Annotated in this window: 14 protein-coding genes and 1 tRNA gene; 10 read left to right on the forward strand and 5 right to left on the reverse strand. The window is 31.5% G+C overall.

The genetic code is table 11. The features are described from left to right. The 4 genes from HAW63_04590 to HAW63_04605 form a co-directional block, all read left to right on the forward strand. Positions 1–534, forward strand: a 534-nt coding sequence (locus HAW63_04590; GenBank protein ID MBE8163246.1) for a hydroxymethylglutaryl-CoA reductase, degradative, incomplete at its 5' end; no start/stop codon positions are given. 99 nt (positions 535–633) lie between these two features. Further along, on the forward strand, positions 634–1,611 hold the full coding sequence (locus HAW63_04595) for a hypothetical protein (GenBank protein ID MBE8163247.1): 978 nt from the start codon (positions 634–636) through the stop codon (positions 1,609–1,611). A 64-nt stretch (positions 1,612–1,675) separates the two neighbouring features. Then, entirely contained in the window at positions 1,676–2,671 is a 996-nt protein-coding gene (gene mvaD / locus HAW63_04600) for a diphosphomevalonate decarboxylase (GenBank protein ID MBE8163248.1), read from the forward strand. After that, positions 2,664–3,536: a hypothetical protein gene (locus tag HAW63_04605; GenBank protein ID MBE8163249.1), complete on the forward strand. Its 873-nt coding sequence runs from the start codon at positions 2,664–2,666 to the stop codon at positions 3,534–3,536. Before mvaD ends, HAW63_04605 begins: the two co-directional genes overlap by 8 nt. A gap of 23 nt (positions 3,537–3,559) precedes the next feature. Here the strand turns inward: HAW63_04605 and gpmA are convergent, their stop codons facing one another. The 5 genes from gpmA to HAW63_04630 all read right to left on the reverse strand — a co-directional run bounded on the left by gpmA (position 3,560) and on the right by HAW63_04630 (position 8,876). Beyond that, the gene (gpmA, locus tag HAW63_04610) at positions 3,560–4,243 is read right to left on the reverse strand and encodes a 2,3-diphosphoglycerate-dependent phosphoglycerate mutase (GenBank protein MBE8163250.1); all 684 of its coding nucleotides are present in this window, start codon (positions 4,241–4,243) and stop codon (positions 3,560–3,562) included. A gap of 13 nt (positions 4,244–4,256) precedes the next feature. Beyond that, positions 4,257–5,285 carry a trypsin-like peptidase domain-containing protein gene (locus HAW63_04615; GenBank protein ID MBE8163251.1) on the reverse strand — a complete coding sequence of 343 codons (1,029 nt, stop codon included), beginning with the start codon at positions 5,283–5,285 and terminating at the stop codon, positions 4,257–4,259. 220 nt (positions 5,286–5,505) lie between these two features. Next, a complete protein-coding gene (locus HAW63_04620; GenBank protein ID MBE8163252.1) occupies positions 5,506–6,852 on the reverse strand; it encodes a dihydroorotase in 1,347 nt (448 codons plus the stop codon). A 4-nt stretch (positions 6,853–6,856) separates the two neighbouring features. Continuing rightward, positions 6,857–7,363, reverse strand: a complete 507-nt coding sequence (locus HAW63_04625) for a hypothetical protein (GenBank protein ID MBE8163253.1) — start codon at positions 7,361–7,363, stop codon at positions 6,857–6,859. Next, a complete protein-coding gene (locus tag HAW63_04630) occupies positions 7,332–8,876 on the reverse strand; it encodes a hypothetical protein (protein ID MBE8163254.1) in 1,545 nt (514 codons plus the stop codon). Before HAW63_04630 ends, HAW63_04625 begins: the two co-directional genes overlap by 32 nt. A 299-nt stretch (positions 8,877–9,175) precedes the next feature. On the opposite strand from HAW63_04630, the gene HAW63_04635 reads away from it, so the two are divergent. From HAW63_04635 to nusA, 6 genes are all read left to right on the forward strand, one after another. Further along, positions 9,176–9,252: transfer RNA gene (locus HAW63_04635), tRNA-Met, on the forward strand. Between the two features lie 170 nt (positions 9,253–9,422). Further along, positions 9,423–10,799 (forward strand): hypothetical protein, encoded by a 1,377-nt coding sequence (locus HAW63_04640; GenBank protein MBE8163255.1) that lies wholly within the window; start codon positions 9,423–9,425, stop codon positions 10,797–10,799. Positions 10,800–10,894: 95 nt separating this feature from the next. Continuing rightward, entirely contained in the window at positions 10,895–11,494 is a 600-nt protein-coding gene (locus HAW63_04645; protein MBE8163256.1) for a hypothetical protein, read from the forward strand. Positions 11,495–11,708: 214 nt separating this feature from the next. Beyond that, on the forward strand, positions 11,709–12,791 hold the full coding sequence (locus HAW63_04650; protein ID MBE8163257.1) for a hypothetical protein: 1,083 nt from the start codon (positions 11,709–11,711) through the stop codon (positions 12,789–12,791). 143 nt (positions 12,792–12,934) lie between these two features. Further along, complete coding sequence (locus HAW63_04655; GenBank protein ID MBE8163258.1) at positions 12,935–13,396, forward strand: ribosome maturation factor RimP; 462 nt, start codon at positions 12,935–12,937, stop codon at positions 13,394–13,396. A gap of 18 nt (positions 13,397–13,414) precedes the next feature. Beyond that, the gene (gene nusA / locus HAW63_04660) at positions 13,415–14,932 is read left to right on the forward strand and encodes a transcription termination/antitermination protein NusA (protein MBE8163259.1); all 1,518 of its coding nucleotides are present in this window, start codon (positions 13,415–13,417) and stop codon (positions 14,930–14,932) included. Positions 14,933–14,960 lie beyond the last annotated feature (28 nt).

Consider the following 14,960-nt stretch of genomic DNA (forward strand, 5'->3'; position numbering starts at 1 on the left):
CCTTATAGAGCAGCGACTAATAACAAAGGGGTGCTAAACGGTATTGACCCTATATTATTAGCCACAGGTAATGATTGGAGAGCCGTAGAAGCAGGCATACACAGCTATGCTAGCGCCTCTGGAAGTTATAGTTCTATTACTAAATGGAGAGCAAAAGGAGATACACTAGAGGGAACTTTAATAGCTCCTATTGTTGTGGGAACAGTGGGAGGGGTAACGCGTTTACACCCTATGGCCAAAATGAGTTTACAAATTTTAAAAATATCTTCTTCGGAAGAACTATCCAAAGTTTGTGCTGCCACAGGTTTGGTGCAAAATTTAGGAGCATTAAAAGCTTTAACTACAGAGGGGATTATTGAAGGGCATATGAAGTTACATATTAAAAATTTAGTAATGTCTGTGGCTGAAGTAGAAAAGTTAAATAGCAAAGAATCACAATTATTGCATAAAAATTTAGAAGAGTTGCTTATAAAAACTAAGCGTGTTTCGTTACAACATGCTAAAACACTTTTAAACGAAATTCGCTCTAGTTAATAAACCCGTTATTTTTTACAATAACCAACTTTGGAGTGAGTTATTTTTAACAACCTTAATAAATATTTAATAAATATTTATATTCCTAGTAAAACTTTTTTGTTAGGGGAGTACTTAGCTTTACAAGGTGGGCCTAGTTTATTAATAAATACACCCAAAGCTTTTGTGTTAAGCATTGCCTCCACCGGTGAGGCCTCTTTTTTTAAAAGAATTAGTTCTAAAAAAACACATCCTGCTTTTTTACTTCTAGAAGAGTACAGAAAAAGTCTTAGTGCTAATAAAGCCGTGGTGTTTAAAAAATTTTTAAAGAACTGTTATTTTAAAGACCCTTATAAAGCTAGTGGTGGTTTTGGTTGTTCTGGAGCAGAATTTTTGTCGGCATACATTATTACTAATTTACATAAAATGCTTTGTAAAGAAAAAGAAATTACTAAAACACAATGTACAAAGATATGGAATAATTTTTTAAGTGTAGAAAAAAAAGAATTTACAGCCTTTCATAAATTTAAAGAATTTACAAACTGGGGTAGTGGGTTTGATATACTGTCTCAATTACTAGGATCTATCGCCTCTATACAAGTTGTGGATAATACAAAAAATTTTTGTGTTACATATAAAAATTTTTCTTGGCCATTTTTAAAATATAATTTTGCAATATTGAAAAGCCAAAATAAAATAAACACTCATGAACATTTATCTCAATTGTCTGCCGAAAAATTAAATATTTTGGTAAAAAAATTAAAACCTATAGTAGAAAAAGGGATTAGCTCTATACAGGCTTCCAGTATAGATGATTTTTTATCCGCAGTGCATTTACAACAAAGCCTTTTAGAACAAGAAGGTTTTGTGTGCTCCTCCTCTATAAATAAAATAAAAGCCTTTGGAAAGATAAAAGAAATTTTAGCTAGTAAATCTTGCGGTGCTTTGGGTGCAGACACTTTTTTAATCGTTTACGCCAAAGGGAATGAAAATTTAGTAAAAGAAAAAATAAAAATTAGCCAAAACTTATCTTCTTTATTGTGGGTGACAGAGGATTGTTTGTATGATGGTGTAAATTTAGAAATTAATAATAGCTAGTGCAAAGCTATATAAGAGTTATTAAAAAAAGAAATGAAGTACTATATAACAAGGTTATTAACTAATGGTAGATTTAAATAGTAAATATTCTCTATTAGAAAAAGCACCTTCTAATATTGCGTTAATTAAATATATGGGCAAGTTGCCAGGTACAGGCAATTTACCTGCAAACCCTTCTTTGTCTTACACTTTAAATCATTTAACCACTTCTGTGGCGATAAAAGAAAATAAAACAAGTAATGTGGACAAGTGGGAAGCTTTAAATGCTCAATTTCAATTAACAAAAAAGGCTCAAGAAAAATTTTTAAAACATTGGCAATATTTAAAAAATTATTTTTCCATTAAAGGCAATTATACAATTTTTTCTGCTAATAATTTTCCCACTGCTTGCGGGTTAGCTAGTTCTGCCTCTAGTTTTGCAGCTTTAACAAAGGCAGCTTATAAATTGGCTTTAAATCAAGGCTCAGAAAAGTTAAGTGTAGCTCATTTAGCCAACTTAAGCAGAAAAGGCTCGGGCTCTTCTTGTCGCTCTTTACTTATGCCTTGGGTACAGTGGCAAGAAGCAGCAATTAAAACAGTGCCAACTCATGAAGATTATAAGGATATAAAACACAATGTTTTGTTAATTTCTACAAAAGAAAAAGAAGTAGGTTCTTCTGAGGCTCATCGCAGAGTTTTAAAACATTCTCATTTTTCAGAGAGAATAGAAAGATCAGAAAAACGATTTATTCAATTAAAACAATTATTACTTCAACCCAATCAATTTTTAGCGATAAAAGATCTTGTTTGGAAGGAATTTATGGATATGCACCAATTATTTGAAACTTGCCCTAAAGCTTTTTCTTACTTTACTCCCGTGGTAAGCTCTGTGTTAAACGATTTAAATGCTTTTATTACAAAAGAAAAAATAAATTTATGGGTTACTATGGATGCAGGCCCAAACATTCATTTATTGTATAAAGAAAAAGAAGAAGAAAGAATAAATATTTATTTAAGCCAATTAGTTAAACAATACGCAATAATGGATTTATTAACTTTAAATAGAGAAAAAAATGTTTGAAATTACCACTTATAGTAAATGTATTATTACAGGAGAGCATTCGGTATTAAGAGGTAAATCGGCTATTTCTGTTCCTTTAAAAGATAAATTTTTAAAATTTATTTTTAAGCCGGGTGGAAAAAAATTAGATATTACTTTTAATTCTCATTCTAAAATAATGCAATTATTATTTAACAGTGTATTTAATGTTGTTTTAAGTAAAATTTCAGAAAAAGTGATGGACATAAAAGGTAAGCTTATTGTAGAAAGCACTTTGTCTTTTGGAGTGGGTCTTGGTAGTTCTGCAGCTTTATGTTCGGCGGTAAGCCTATGGTTAAAAGAATTAAAAGTAATTAACGAAGATCAAGTTTTTAACTTTGCAAAATCTTTAGAAGATTCTTTTCATGGATCCAGTAGTGGGGTAGATATTGCAGCGTCTTTATCGAATGCAACTATTTTGTTTAATATGGATTCTGGTTTTAAAAAAATTACTTTTAAAAGTTCTCCTTTTTTAGCTTTAAGTAATTCTGAGTCAAAAGGCTCTACTAAAAAAGCAGTATTACAAGTGCAAAATTGGATCAAAAATAATCACAAAATATCTATAACTACCGATAATGAAATGCAAAAGGCTACAGATTTAATTTTAAAAACAAAAAACTTAAGCAAAGCACAGTCTATTCCTTTTTTTATAGAAGCTTTTCAATTATCCACAAAAGCCTTTAATCGATGGGGCTTAATCACTCCAGAGCTAAAAAAACATATATCAGAGGTAAAAGCCATGGGCGCAATAGCCACAAAACCTAGTGGAGCAGGTTTAGGAGGTTGTGTATTAAGTTTGTGGAAGACAAAACCTAAAGATAAAAGCCTAAGTCTAATTAAAATGTAAGTAGTAATTGTATTTATTAAAAGCTATTTTAAATATTCTGAATTTATTGCTTTTAATTGACTATCTAGATGATATAAAATGGGTTCCCCAGTAGGAATGTTTAAGTTTAGCAAATCTTTTTCACTTAAATCTTCTAAATGTTGAATAAGTGCTCTTAAACTATTGCCATGAGCTACTATTAAAACCGTTTTATTTTTTTTAATTTGTGTTGCAATATTAGTATCCCAAAATGATAGAACTCTATCTTGAGTGTCTTTTAAAGATTCTCCTAAAACAGGAGTTTTTATTTCTTGATATTGTGGCAAACCTTTAAAAGTATTTTCTTTTAGCAGGGGAGGAGTTGTCTTATAACTTCTTCTCCATATATGAACCTGTTCTTCTCCATATTTTTTTCTAGCCTCATCTTTATTCATTCCTTGTAAAGACCCATAATGCCTTTCATTAAGTTTCCAAGTTTTTTGAATGGGTAGATAGCACATATCCATAGCCTCTAAAGTATACCAAAGGGTTTTTATGGATCGTTTTAAGATCGAGCAATAGGCTAAATCAAAGTGTAAATGATGTTTTTTAAGTGTATTTCCCGCAGCTTTGGCTTGCTCTATACCTAGAGGGCTTAAATTAATATCTTCCCATCCAGTAAAACGGTTTTCTTTATTCCATAAACTTTGTCCATGGCGAAGTAAAACCAATTTGTAAGAACTGTTCATAGTATCACTCGTTTTATAGGCAAACCCTTGTATTCTCTGTACCACAACTTGTGTCTTCACAAAAGGGGTCACCCTCTACAGTACATGTTGTACTTTTACTGCTCTGGTCTTCTTTTATATCTTTGTTTACTAAATTTAGGGCTTTATTTATTTGTTTGTATAAACTAGTAATTTTAATTACTCCCTCTCCAGAGCAATTGTTTTCTTTAAGGCAAGTGTTTACCACATAACAAGAATTTTTTGAATTATAAGTGTAATCTGTTTCTCCTCTCGCTAATATGCCTTCTACTTCGTTAGTTTTTGAATGGAAAACAGGAGAGCCAGAGTTGCCTTGAAAGGTGTCTAAATTGGCTAAAAAATATGTATTTTCTACTTGAGAAACCTTTGCTCCTTTTTGTGTAATTTTTAAAGGAAGCCCTGAAGGATGCCCTATAACAAAAACACTAGTATCCTTTTGTATTTCCTTAATTTTACGAATTTTAAGAGGTTGTCTATCCGTTACTGGGCGGTCTAATTTAATAATACTATAATCTGTAATGCTTTCTTCGCGAGATATTAATTTATCACAAGAGTACATCGAGCTTGAGGAAATTTGTATTGTTGTTTGCCCTTTTTTAGTTAGTTTGTAATCAAAAACAAATTGTGTGTCTTCGCAATCAAATTGGCTAGTAATGCAATGCCCAGCCGACATAACTAATTGGGGAGCAATTAAAAAACCAGTACAAAAAGCACCAGTGGGTTGAGCTAAATATTTTTCTGTAGAGCATAATTGGTAACTTTCTTCTAAAGTTTCTGCATCAATATCAAATAATGTTTCTGTAGCATTGGTAGACAGTAAAGAGGCTGTACTAAATAAAGCAACAGTAGACAAAGAAAGATCTTTAATTGTTTTATTTTTAACTTCATAAAATTCTTTTCGGTTATCTTTACCGTAAACCACTTTTGGTTTAAGAATATTTAGTGCGTTTTTAGAATTTTTAGCAAAAGAAAGATTTAAGTTAAAAAAGTTTACAAACAAAAAAAACAGTATAAAGCGAAGCATTATTCCTCCTTGAATAATTGGATTTAAAAAAATTTTGTTGTAAACGTCATAATGCAACTTGTTTTACAACAATAGCATTTTCTTAATTGAGTGAAAAAATTTTTTAAAAAACCCTGACCAAAAAAAGCCGTAAGGCTAGAATTATAAATATAGCTTTAAAGGCTTAAGGCTGGTTTTTGCCATCCATAAAAAAATAAATAGGTAGTATTGTTTACATCAGTTAAAAATGTAAAGCTTCTCCGTGAGGTGTTTGGTCTACTAGTTGGTTATTTTGTACTATAATAGATCCATTAATAATGGTATGCACTGGCCAACCTTTAATATTTTTATTTACAAAGGGAGAAGGCGCCAATGATACTAAAAACTTTTCTGATAAACGGTTTTCTTTTTTTAAATCCACTAAACTAAGGTCTGCGTCAAAGCCAGGAAATAGTAAACCTTTGTTTTGTATATTATAGCGCAGACTAGGGTGAAAGCTCATTAGTTGCACTAATTTTAAAAAAGACATTTTTTTTTGATTAATAGCATTAAGCAACAAAGGGATACTGGTTTGCACTCCAGGAATTCCAGAAGGAGAAGAGGGGTATTTTTCTTGTTTTTCACTGATGCTGTGCGGGGCGTGGTCTGACCCAATAATATAAATTTGATCATTTTGAATAGCTTTCCACAAAGCATCTTGATGCTTTTTATCTCTAATGGGAGGGTTCATTTGTGCAATAGACCCAAACTGTTTGTAACAATCTGGAGAGTTTAGTGTTAAGTGTTGTGGAGTAGCCTCTAAGGTAATTAATTTAGGATATTTTTTTTGCACAGCTTTTATAAATAGTAATTCTTCTTTTGTACTAATATGAAGAATGTGTATAGACCGTTTGTTTTTGATAGCCAAGGTTACAATACGCTTTGTTGCAATAAGAGCTGTTTGTTCATCTCTTAAGTAAGGATGGTGTAATGGGGTTAATTGATCTTTGGGTATTAAGTTTTTTCGTTGTTTTAATCGTTGCTCATCTTCGGCATGAATAGCTACTGTTTTTTTTCCATTTTGCAATACTTGATTTAAATAGCGTTCATCATCTAAAAGAAGGTCTCCTGTGGAAGAACCCATAAAAATTTTAATTCCACAGCAGTGTTTTAACTGTTCTAGTTTTTTTAAATGCATGGAATTTTCTGCAGTAGCTCCTAAAAACAAACCATAGTTACAAAAACTTTGCCCTTTAATTGTTGCTAATTTTTGGTTAAAGGAAGTTTCGTCGGTGGTGGAAGGTTTAGTGTTAGGCATATCTAAAACACTAGTAATGCCTCCTAGCACTGCGCCTAAACTACCATTTTTAAAACCTTCTTTGTAATCAAGCCCAGGGGTTCTAAAATGCACTTGAGTATCTATAAACCCAGGGCTAATGTGCAAGTGTTTTGCATCTAAAGTTTTTTTGGCTTTAGTAGAAGAAAAAGAACCAATGTCTATAATCTTTTTACCTTGAATTAAAATATCTAACTTTTCTAATTTCCAATTTTTACTTTTTGGATGTTGAATAGCTAAGGTGCCATTTTTTATTAAAAGATCTGGTTGCATAGTATTAATTAGAGTTTAATTGTTTATATATTTTAAGTTCTTGAATAATTCTATATAAAATAATTTTCTCTTCTATAAAATTACTAGAAAGGTTAACTTCTTCACTAAAAAAATTTTTTTTATTTTTAATTTGTTTCTCTATACTTATTGTTGTTGTTTTATTTTTTAAATTTTTTTTCAAATAAATACGAATTTTATATAAAGGTTTTTGATTTTTTATAGAAGGGTCTTTCCAAATACTATTTAACCTAATCCATGGAGTAAAAACAAATCCTTTTTCATAATTAGAAGTGCTAACAGGGTATTTTTGAATGGACTGTTGAGTAACTTTCCATAAAATAGCATAATCTTCTGCAAAGATCTTTTTAATTTTTTTTTGTGCAGTTACAGACGGCGGTTTTTGAGGTGCTAAGGTACAAGAAAAAATAAAAAAACCAAAAAAGCTAAGTGCAGATAAAAAACTTAGCTTCCTTAGATATTTAAAAAAGCTCTTGAAAACTACGGGTAGCATGGCTAGGTGTATGGGATTGGCCAGTTGTGGCTAAAAAAATAATTTGCAAAGCATATCGTTTGTTTGTATCTTTTTTAAAATTATTAACAAAATCAGTATTAAAAGTATTGGTCCAATTAGATACTCCAACCTCTTCTAATACTTTGGTTGTTAAAATTTTATGTTTTTTATTTTTATCCATAAAAATTTCTTTTATTTCTACTAGTTGTAATACACTAGAGTGAGGTTTGAAGTCTGCACTCATTTTCGGTGGATTTAAATGAATAGAATTTTTGTTAACTTTAGGTGTCTTAAGTAGAGGTAAAAATTTTAAATCTACTTTTCCACTAGTAGCTTGTTGTAAAGCAATACTCATTTTTTTAGCAGTTAAAAATTTAGACTGTGTTTTTACAGAAATTTTTAATGGGTTAATGCGAGCCATGACTGTATATAAATCTTCGTATTTTAGCATCTCGAAATTTTCTATATTTAAATTTTCGAAAAGCAATTTTGGTGTTTGCGTATTTAAACGATCGTCTTCAACTTCTTCGTCGGGTTTATTCGTTAATAGACCAAGTACACTTTTATTTAAACCTTCTTTAGGAATTACTAATGTTGACCCAGAAGAGGTATAGCGTTTTATATCAAAAGGAAGATATTGACCTTGTTTTTCCAGTAAAGAGAATAATAAAATTTCTTGAAAAGATGTATTGGTATTAGTAGTAACCTGAAGACTTCCATTTATAGTTTTTTTAGATAAATCAAAATCTATGTTTTCGTCCTTTTTTTTAGTAAAAGATTTTTCTTGAGAAGCATAGGCTTTAAATTTAAATAAATTAGCTAAAGAAATAAAACTACTTCCTCCTTGAATTTCATTAATAGCGGCTTTTAAAGGAAATTGTCCATGCAAAGTATGGGCAATATACTTTTTCTTTTTTGGAGCAGTAAATTCATAGTTTTCTTTTTTTAATCGTACAGAAATCCAGTAGCGCTCTGTTTGTTCTGGCAAACTTACATTAGAAGGCACTTTGGCTTTAGAAAAAGAAGGTACAGAAACTATTTTAGGACTAAAAAAATTAGCAGCAGTAATGTTCCATAGTTCTGTTAAATTGAAACTAAATAAAGTTAAGCCAAAATCAATTAATCCGTCTCGTCGTACATTAGAAAAATTAAGAGCCTTTCCTTTTAAAACATTTTCATTAAAGGTTTTCTTAGTTAAAAAAATAACAAGATGATTTTGTTTTTCCGAAATACCCAAAAGTGTTTTTGTTATAAAGTTTGGAGCAGAAACAACTAGCGTCCATGGAGCATAAATGGACGATGGAATTTCTTTTGTAACCATTCCTTTAGAATCAGAGATTAATTTTTTGTTTATTGTTTTTTGTTTATTGTGAACTATAACAACGGCATTCTTAATAGGTTGTTTAGCATTATCTAGAATTTGCCATTGCAAAGTGGTGCCAGCAAATGCGGTTATAGAATTAATTAAAAAAGTATAAATAAAAACACTGGTATAAAGTAATGCAGATTTCATAGTAGTCTCCTTATAGGTTCACCAGAACCAGTCTTAAGTACAGCCTAATTAAGCCTTAATTCTTTGTCAAAAAATATTATAAGTATTTTGCTTTTATAAAAGAATAGAGCCAAGGAAGTGTCTTTTTATACAACGCGTTACAGTTGTTTAAAATATAAGGGATTTAATAAGGAAATAATGCTTTTTTTCTTTTTTTATTTATTAAAATAGCTATCTTTTCGTTGAATTGATTTGTATTTAATTGCATAACTAAAGCTATATCTTGATGGAGAAGTATCATTTTTTTATCAAGACTTTGTGGCGAGGTAGCTCAGGTGGTTAGAGCAGCGGAATCATAATCCGCGTGTCGGGGGTTCAAGTCCCTCTCTCGCTACCATTTTTTATACAATATTTTTTTTTGAATTATACCTTTAAAGTGCAAGCGCAATTTTAAAGTGCAAACGCAATTTTAAAGTGCAAACGCACCTAGTCTTTACATTATCTTGACGCTTAACCTGTTTCTTTTCTAGAATTTAGTACATTACAAATTTTACAAAAGAAGGTTATGTGTATTTTTTACTATTATTATTTGCATTTTTTCCAGTTCACGCAGAAGCCATTGGCTTACTTCCTGGGTTACCAGGAAAAAAGTTGCCCAGTTTTGATCAAAATTTTTCCTGCATCGATTCTTATAAAGCAAAATCTTACATCAAAGAATACAACATTGATGTAGAATCTTTTGGAGGTTTAGAATTATGCGATAACCAAGTAGAAACAAAAAAATTATTTAATGATTTAAAAATTATCGAAGAAGGGTATTTTTCTGGAAGTACAACCAATACATTTATCCGTGATTTTGTAAAAGCTTCTGAATATGACTACTGGATGAAAACAATGACAAAAGGAATAAGAAGAGGTCATGATATTCCTTATGCTACCGCTTATAACAGAGGTGGTTATTTTACTATGCAAAATGGGTGGAGTAAATTATCCACTCTAGGAAGGGTTGGAACCATTATTCATGAAGCTCGTCATACTGCTGGATATGGACATCGTGCTTGCAACCATGGACCCTATAGCGAAAGTCAGCTTTCCGGCTGTGATGCTTCTGTGGAAGAAGGGGGTAGCCACGGCGTAGAAATGGAATACTATTCTCGCGTAGTACTGCGAGGACAAAATTTTCACCCCGCATACACTAGCATGGCTAGGTTAATGAACTTAGCTCGCGCCAATTTTGTTTTTAATAAATATCCAATGAAACAAAAAGAAGCTTTATTGGTGTTAACAGACAAAAAAGCTGTAGTTTTAAAAGACAATAATAAACGCGATATTGCTTTATCAAAAGAAATGTTATCAAAGTCTAATTCGTTGCAATTAAAGCGAAGTTCTTTTGGAGCTACTTTAGTGGGAGAAAAAATCGCATTAGCTTTTGATTTGTATTCTTGGGCCAAAAATTTACAAACGGATTTATTAGAAGATGTTTATTCTTATTATAAAATGTTAAAGCAAAATAGAAGCTTTCGTATTATAGATTTAGAAGAAGTGGATTTTGGTAAAGTAAGACATTTAGTGGCTTTAACAGACAATAATGAATTAAAATTTTATAATTTTCCAAAAGGCGAATGGTTTTCTGGAACTTCTATTCCTGCAAAGGCCACTTTAAAAACCGTAAGCCCTGAAGGGAAAAAGGGATTATTTGTAGTAACTAAAGAAGGGTTGGTTTACCCTGTGGACCACGCTTCTTTGCGATTAAAACCGGCTTTGCCTAACAAATGGCCCGCAGATGTAAAAACCTATGGTTTATGGAATGCAACACTTTTAGAATTAAGAAAAGATCAAAGGATGTATGAAGCTAAATCGGGAACTCCTTTTACTGAGTTAAATGCTTCGAAAAAAATTATAGATTTTGTAAAAGTGCCTTTATACAATGCTTTTGATTTATAAAAAAAATATTTTTGTAAAGTAATATATTAAGTAACGAGGGTTGTATTTTTAAAAGTATAAATAAAAGTCTTTTTTTTGTTATTGCCGTAGGGGTTTTGTATTTTTTTAACCATTATTTTTTTAAAAAAAACAATACCTATTCCTCTAAAATACAAAAAGTATTTTTAAAGCAAAAAAAGCATACAACTTCTGTGGCAAAAGGCAAAAAACCTTTTACCTCTTTATCAAAAAGACTAAAGGCAAATAAACTAAAGCCAAGCAAATTAACTTTTGTAAAAAATCTTTTGCAAACAGAGTCTGTTCGTATGGGAAGTATAGAGCCCCATCCTAAAAGGCGATTAGAGCATTTAAAAAAACAATCCTTGTTGTTAAAGGAGGCCGATTTTGCTTATTTATTTAAAGAAGTTAGTAATACGCAATCCAATGGTGATCGTCGATTTTTAAGCGTATATTTATTATCTTTATCGCAAAATAGTAAAGCCAAACCGTATTTAGAAAAAATCATTTCTGCCTCTATTAATCAAAAAATAGCAGCTCCACGCTTATACGAGCAGGAGTTAGTTATAAAAATGCACGCTATTAAGGGGTTTTTGCCCATAATAAAGGCAGAAGGCAGTTATCAGGCCCAAGCCAAACAGTTGCTACAACGGCAAGAAAATCCTTTTTTGGTAAAATTTATTCGTAATTTACTGTAAAAAAAGGGGTTTTTCTCGTAAATCTGTTTAAAATATAGACAGTTATACTGGTACTTTTGTATGAAATTGACTACAACCACTATCATAATTGCTTTATTTCTGTATAACTATAAGTAATTATTTGTTTTTTACTTAAATAAAAATTTTGGTATCATTTTTGCTTTATGGATTGTGTAAATAAGTTTATTAAGTGAATTTGTGTAAAGGGGAAAATATGAAAATTTATAAACGAAATCTATATTTTTTTAGTCTAATGACTATTGTAAGTTTATTAGTAACTAGCAAGCTTTATGCTTTAGAATCAAAATCGCTAGATAATGAAGTAGAATTCAGCGCACAAGAAAATAGTAAATCTAAGAAAAAACAATCTGCAGAACTTGCTAGTGATAATAGCTATAACTCTCAACCGGTTGTTGAGGTGACAGCCAAAGCTGTAGTAAAGTCTGAAGCAGATAGAATATATGATCGTCGTTCAGAAGAAGAAATGAAGACAATTAACAGAATTAACGAACAGTTGGAAAAAGAGAGACTGGAGGCAGAAAAGCGTAGATCAGAAAGAATACGAAAAAAATTATTTGGTGAGCCTGCAGCTCCGGCAGCAACTCCTCCAGCAGTGAAACCTGCTCCTCAAAATAATTCTCGATTAAGAGCTATTGAAAATAGTTTATCAGATATTAAAACCAATTTATTTAATCAAGAGTTTGATAAAATAGAACAAAACAGTGGTAAGTATGTGGGATTGGATTTAGGAACTGGTAAGTATGCTGTAGAGAGTAGTCCTGATGTAATAACCAAAAGTGCTTTTGGTATTAGCACGGGTATGCGTGTAGAAGATAATCCTTTTATTACTTTAGAGGGTCATTTTGTACTTTCTGAGCACCAATATGCAACAAATTCTAATAATGGTTCAAATAATTACTTCCCTCAAGCTAAGCAATACAATGCAGGCTTAGCTTTAAAATATGATATTATTCCGTTTGTAATTACTCCGCGATTAGGGGGTACTGTAGATTATACTTTCCGCCAATACTCTATGGGAAGTTCTTATAGAGATAATTCAAAAAAGTTAGATACGCATTCTGTGGATGTAGGTTTAATTGCTGGTGGTTATATTCAAGTCTCTAAATATTTAGGAATTGAAATTAGTTATAGACAAATGATGAATGTATCCACTAGTGCTAGAGACAGTAAATATCGCCCTAGGGGTGGTAGTGTTGTAGGTAATAATACTGTAACTTTACTAGATAAGTCTTCTTATGGAATATTTATGCTTTCTATACAAATGGGTTTTAGATAATATTTAAAAACATAGAAAGCTTGCTTTTTTAGTAAGCTTTTGTTAGAAGAGAGGTGTAAAGAGAGCTTTTTAGCTCTCTTTTGTGTTTTTAAAAGGGCAATTTAAAGCATTTTTGAATATTTAAGCAAGAGATTATTTTAAGTATGGAAACTTCCACTGATATAAAACAATTAGATACAATGGAAACCTTAGTAAAAGAGGTTGTAGAAAGAAAGGGCTGTATTTTTTACGCTTTAGAACAGTTTCGTAGAGGCCAGAGTTTAATTTTAAGAGTATTTATTGATCATAAAGAAGGCATTAATGTAGATCATTGCGAAAGCGTTTCGCAAGCTTTAAGTTTACAGCTAGATGTTGCTGACTTTATAAGTCAGGCTTATGAATTAGAAGTTTCTAGTCCAGGATTAGATAGAAAGCTAATAGAGCCGTGGCATTTTAATAAAGTGGTGGGTCAGTCTATTAAAATAATTTGCGAAAAAGAAGCTAATAAAACCGCTAAGGTAAAGGCTACTCTTTTAAATGTAAGTAGCGATGGTGTTTGTTTAGATAAAGAGGGTTTTGAAGATGTTAAATGGAAACAAATAAAAAAAGCAAATTTAGTATATTAAGTAAAACGGAGGAAGGTTATGTCAGCAAGTGCAAATTTATTTTCTAATATTGGAAGATTAATTGATCAAATTCATAAGGATAAAGGCGTAGAACGCAATATCGTGGTGGATTCGATTATTCAAGGAGTGGGGGCAGCGATTCATAAAACCTACGGCACTTATCGTGATATTGAAGTTCAGTATAATGAAAAATCGGGTGAGGTAGAAATTTTTGAATTTAAAGAAGCTGTTCAAGATGCAGATTTTATTGATGAAGAAGTAGAAATTAAATTATCTAATGCGGTTAATTATGACCCCAATGCACAGGTGGGCGATTCGGTAGGGGTTAAAATTGAAATTAATGAATTAGGGCGAGTAGCGGCTCAGTTGGCTCGACAAGTGATTGTTCAAAAAGTGCGTAATGCAGAATCAGAAGTCATATTTGCCGAGTTTGAGCAAAGAAAAGGAGAAGTGGCTTCTGGTATTGTTCGTAGAGTGGAAAGAAGAACCGTAGTTGTAGATTTGGGAAGAACAGAGGCTTACATGCCTTATAGAGAACAAATTCAAGGCGAAATGTTTAAAGCGGGTGATCGAGTACAGGGTTATATTGCTGATGTTCGTTTAACTGGTCGTGGCCCTCAAATTATTATTTCTAGATCTCATAATGATTATTTGCGCAAATTATTTGAATCAGAAGTTCCTGAGGTTGCAGAAGGAATTATTGAAATCAAAGCCATTGCTCGTGACCCTGGTAACAGAGCTAAGGTGGCCGTTTACACAGCAGATTCTGCCATTGACCCTGTGGGTTCTTGTGTAGGGGTAAAAGGAAATCGTGTACAAAACATTACTCAAGAATTAAGAGGGGAAAAAATTGATATCATTTTATGGATAGATGATATTGCTCAATTTGTGTGTAAAGCTTTATCTCCTGCAGATATTACTAAAGTAGTTTTAGATGAAAATAATAATCAAATGGAAGTAATTGTTCCTGACGATCAACTTAGCTTAGCCATTGGAAGAAGAGGAATGAATGTTCGATTAGCTTCTCGATTAACAGAGTGGCATTTAGATATTTGTTCAGAGTCTCAATTATCGGCTAGAACCGCAGAAAGTTTAGTACAGCTAATGAGTTTAGATGTTTTATCAGACGAAGAAGCAAGGGTGTTAAATAATTCCGGTATTATTACTGTGGATATGTTAGCAGAATCCAATGTGGATATTATTACTAATCTATTGGAATTAGAAGATGATAAAAAGGCAAAAAAGATTTTAGATACGGCTATTAAATTTAAAGGTAAGTTTGCTAATTTAAGTGAATTAAAATTATCTGTTAAAGAAAGTTTGGGTAATCAAAGCTTAAAAAAATCTGCAGAAGATGTTTTAAAAGAAGAAATGAAAAATTTAGAAACTGCTCAAAAAGAAGAGAAAGCAGAGGAAAAATCTGAAGAAAAATCTGAAGAAAAAGTAGAAGAAAAAGTAGAAGAAGAAACTGCAGAAAAGTCAGAAGAAAAGTCAGAAGAAAAAGCAGAAGAGAAAGCAGAAAAAAAAGCAGAGTAAAGTAAATAGTCAGTAAAATTAGTATTTT

This window comes from Pseudobdellovibrionaceae bacterium, assembly GCA_015163855.1.
Taxonomy (GTDB): Bacteria; Bdellovibrionota; Bdellovibrionia; order Bdellovibrionales; family UBA1609; genus JAAOIH01.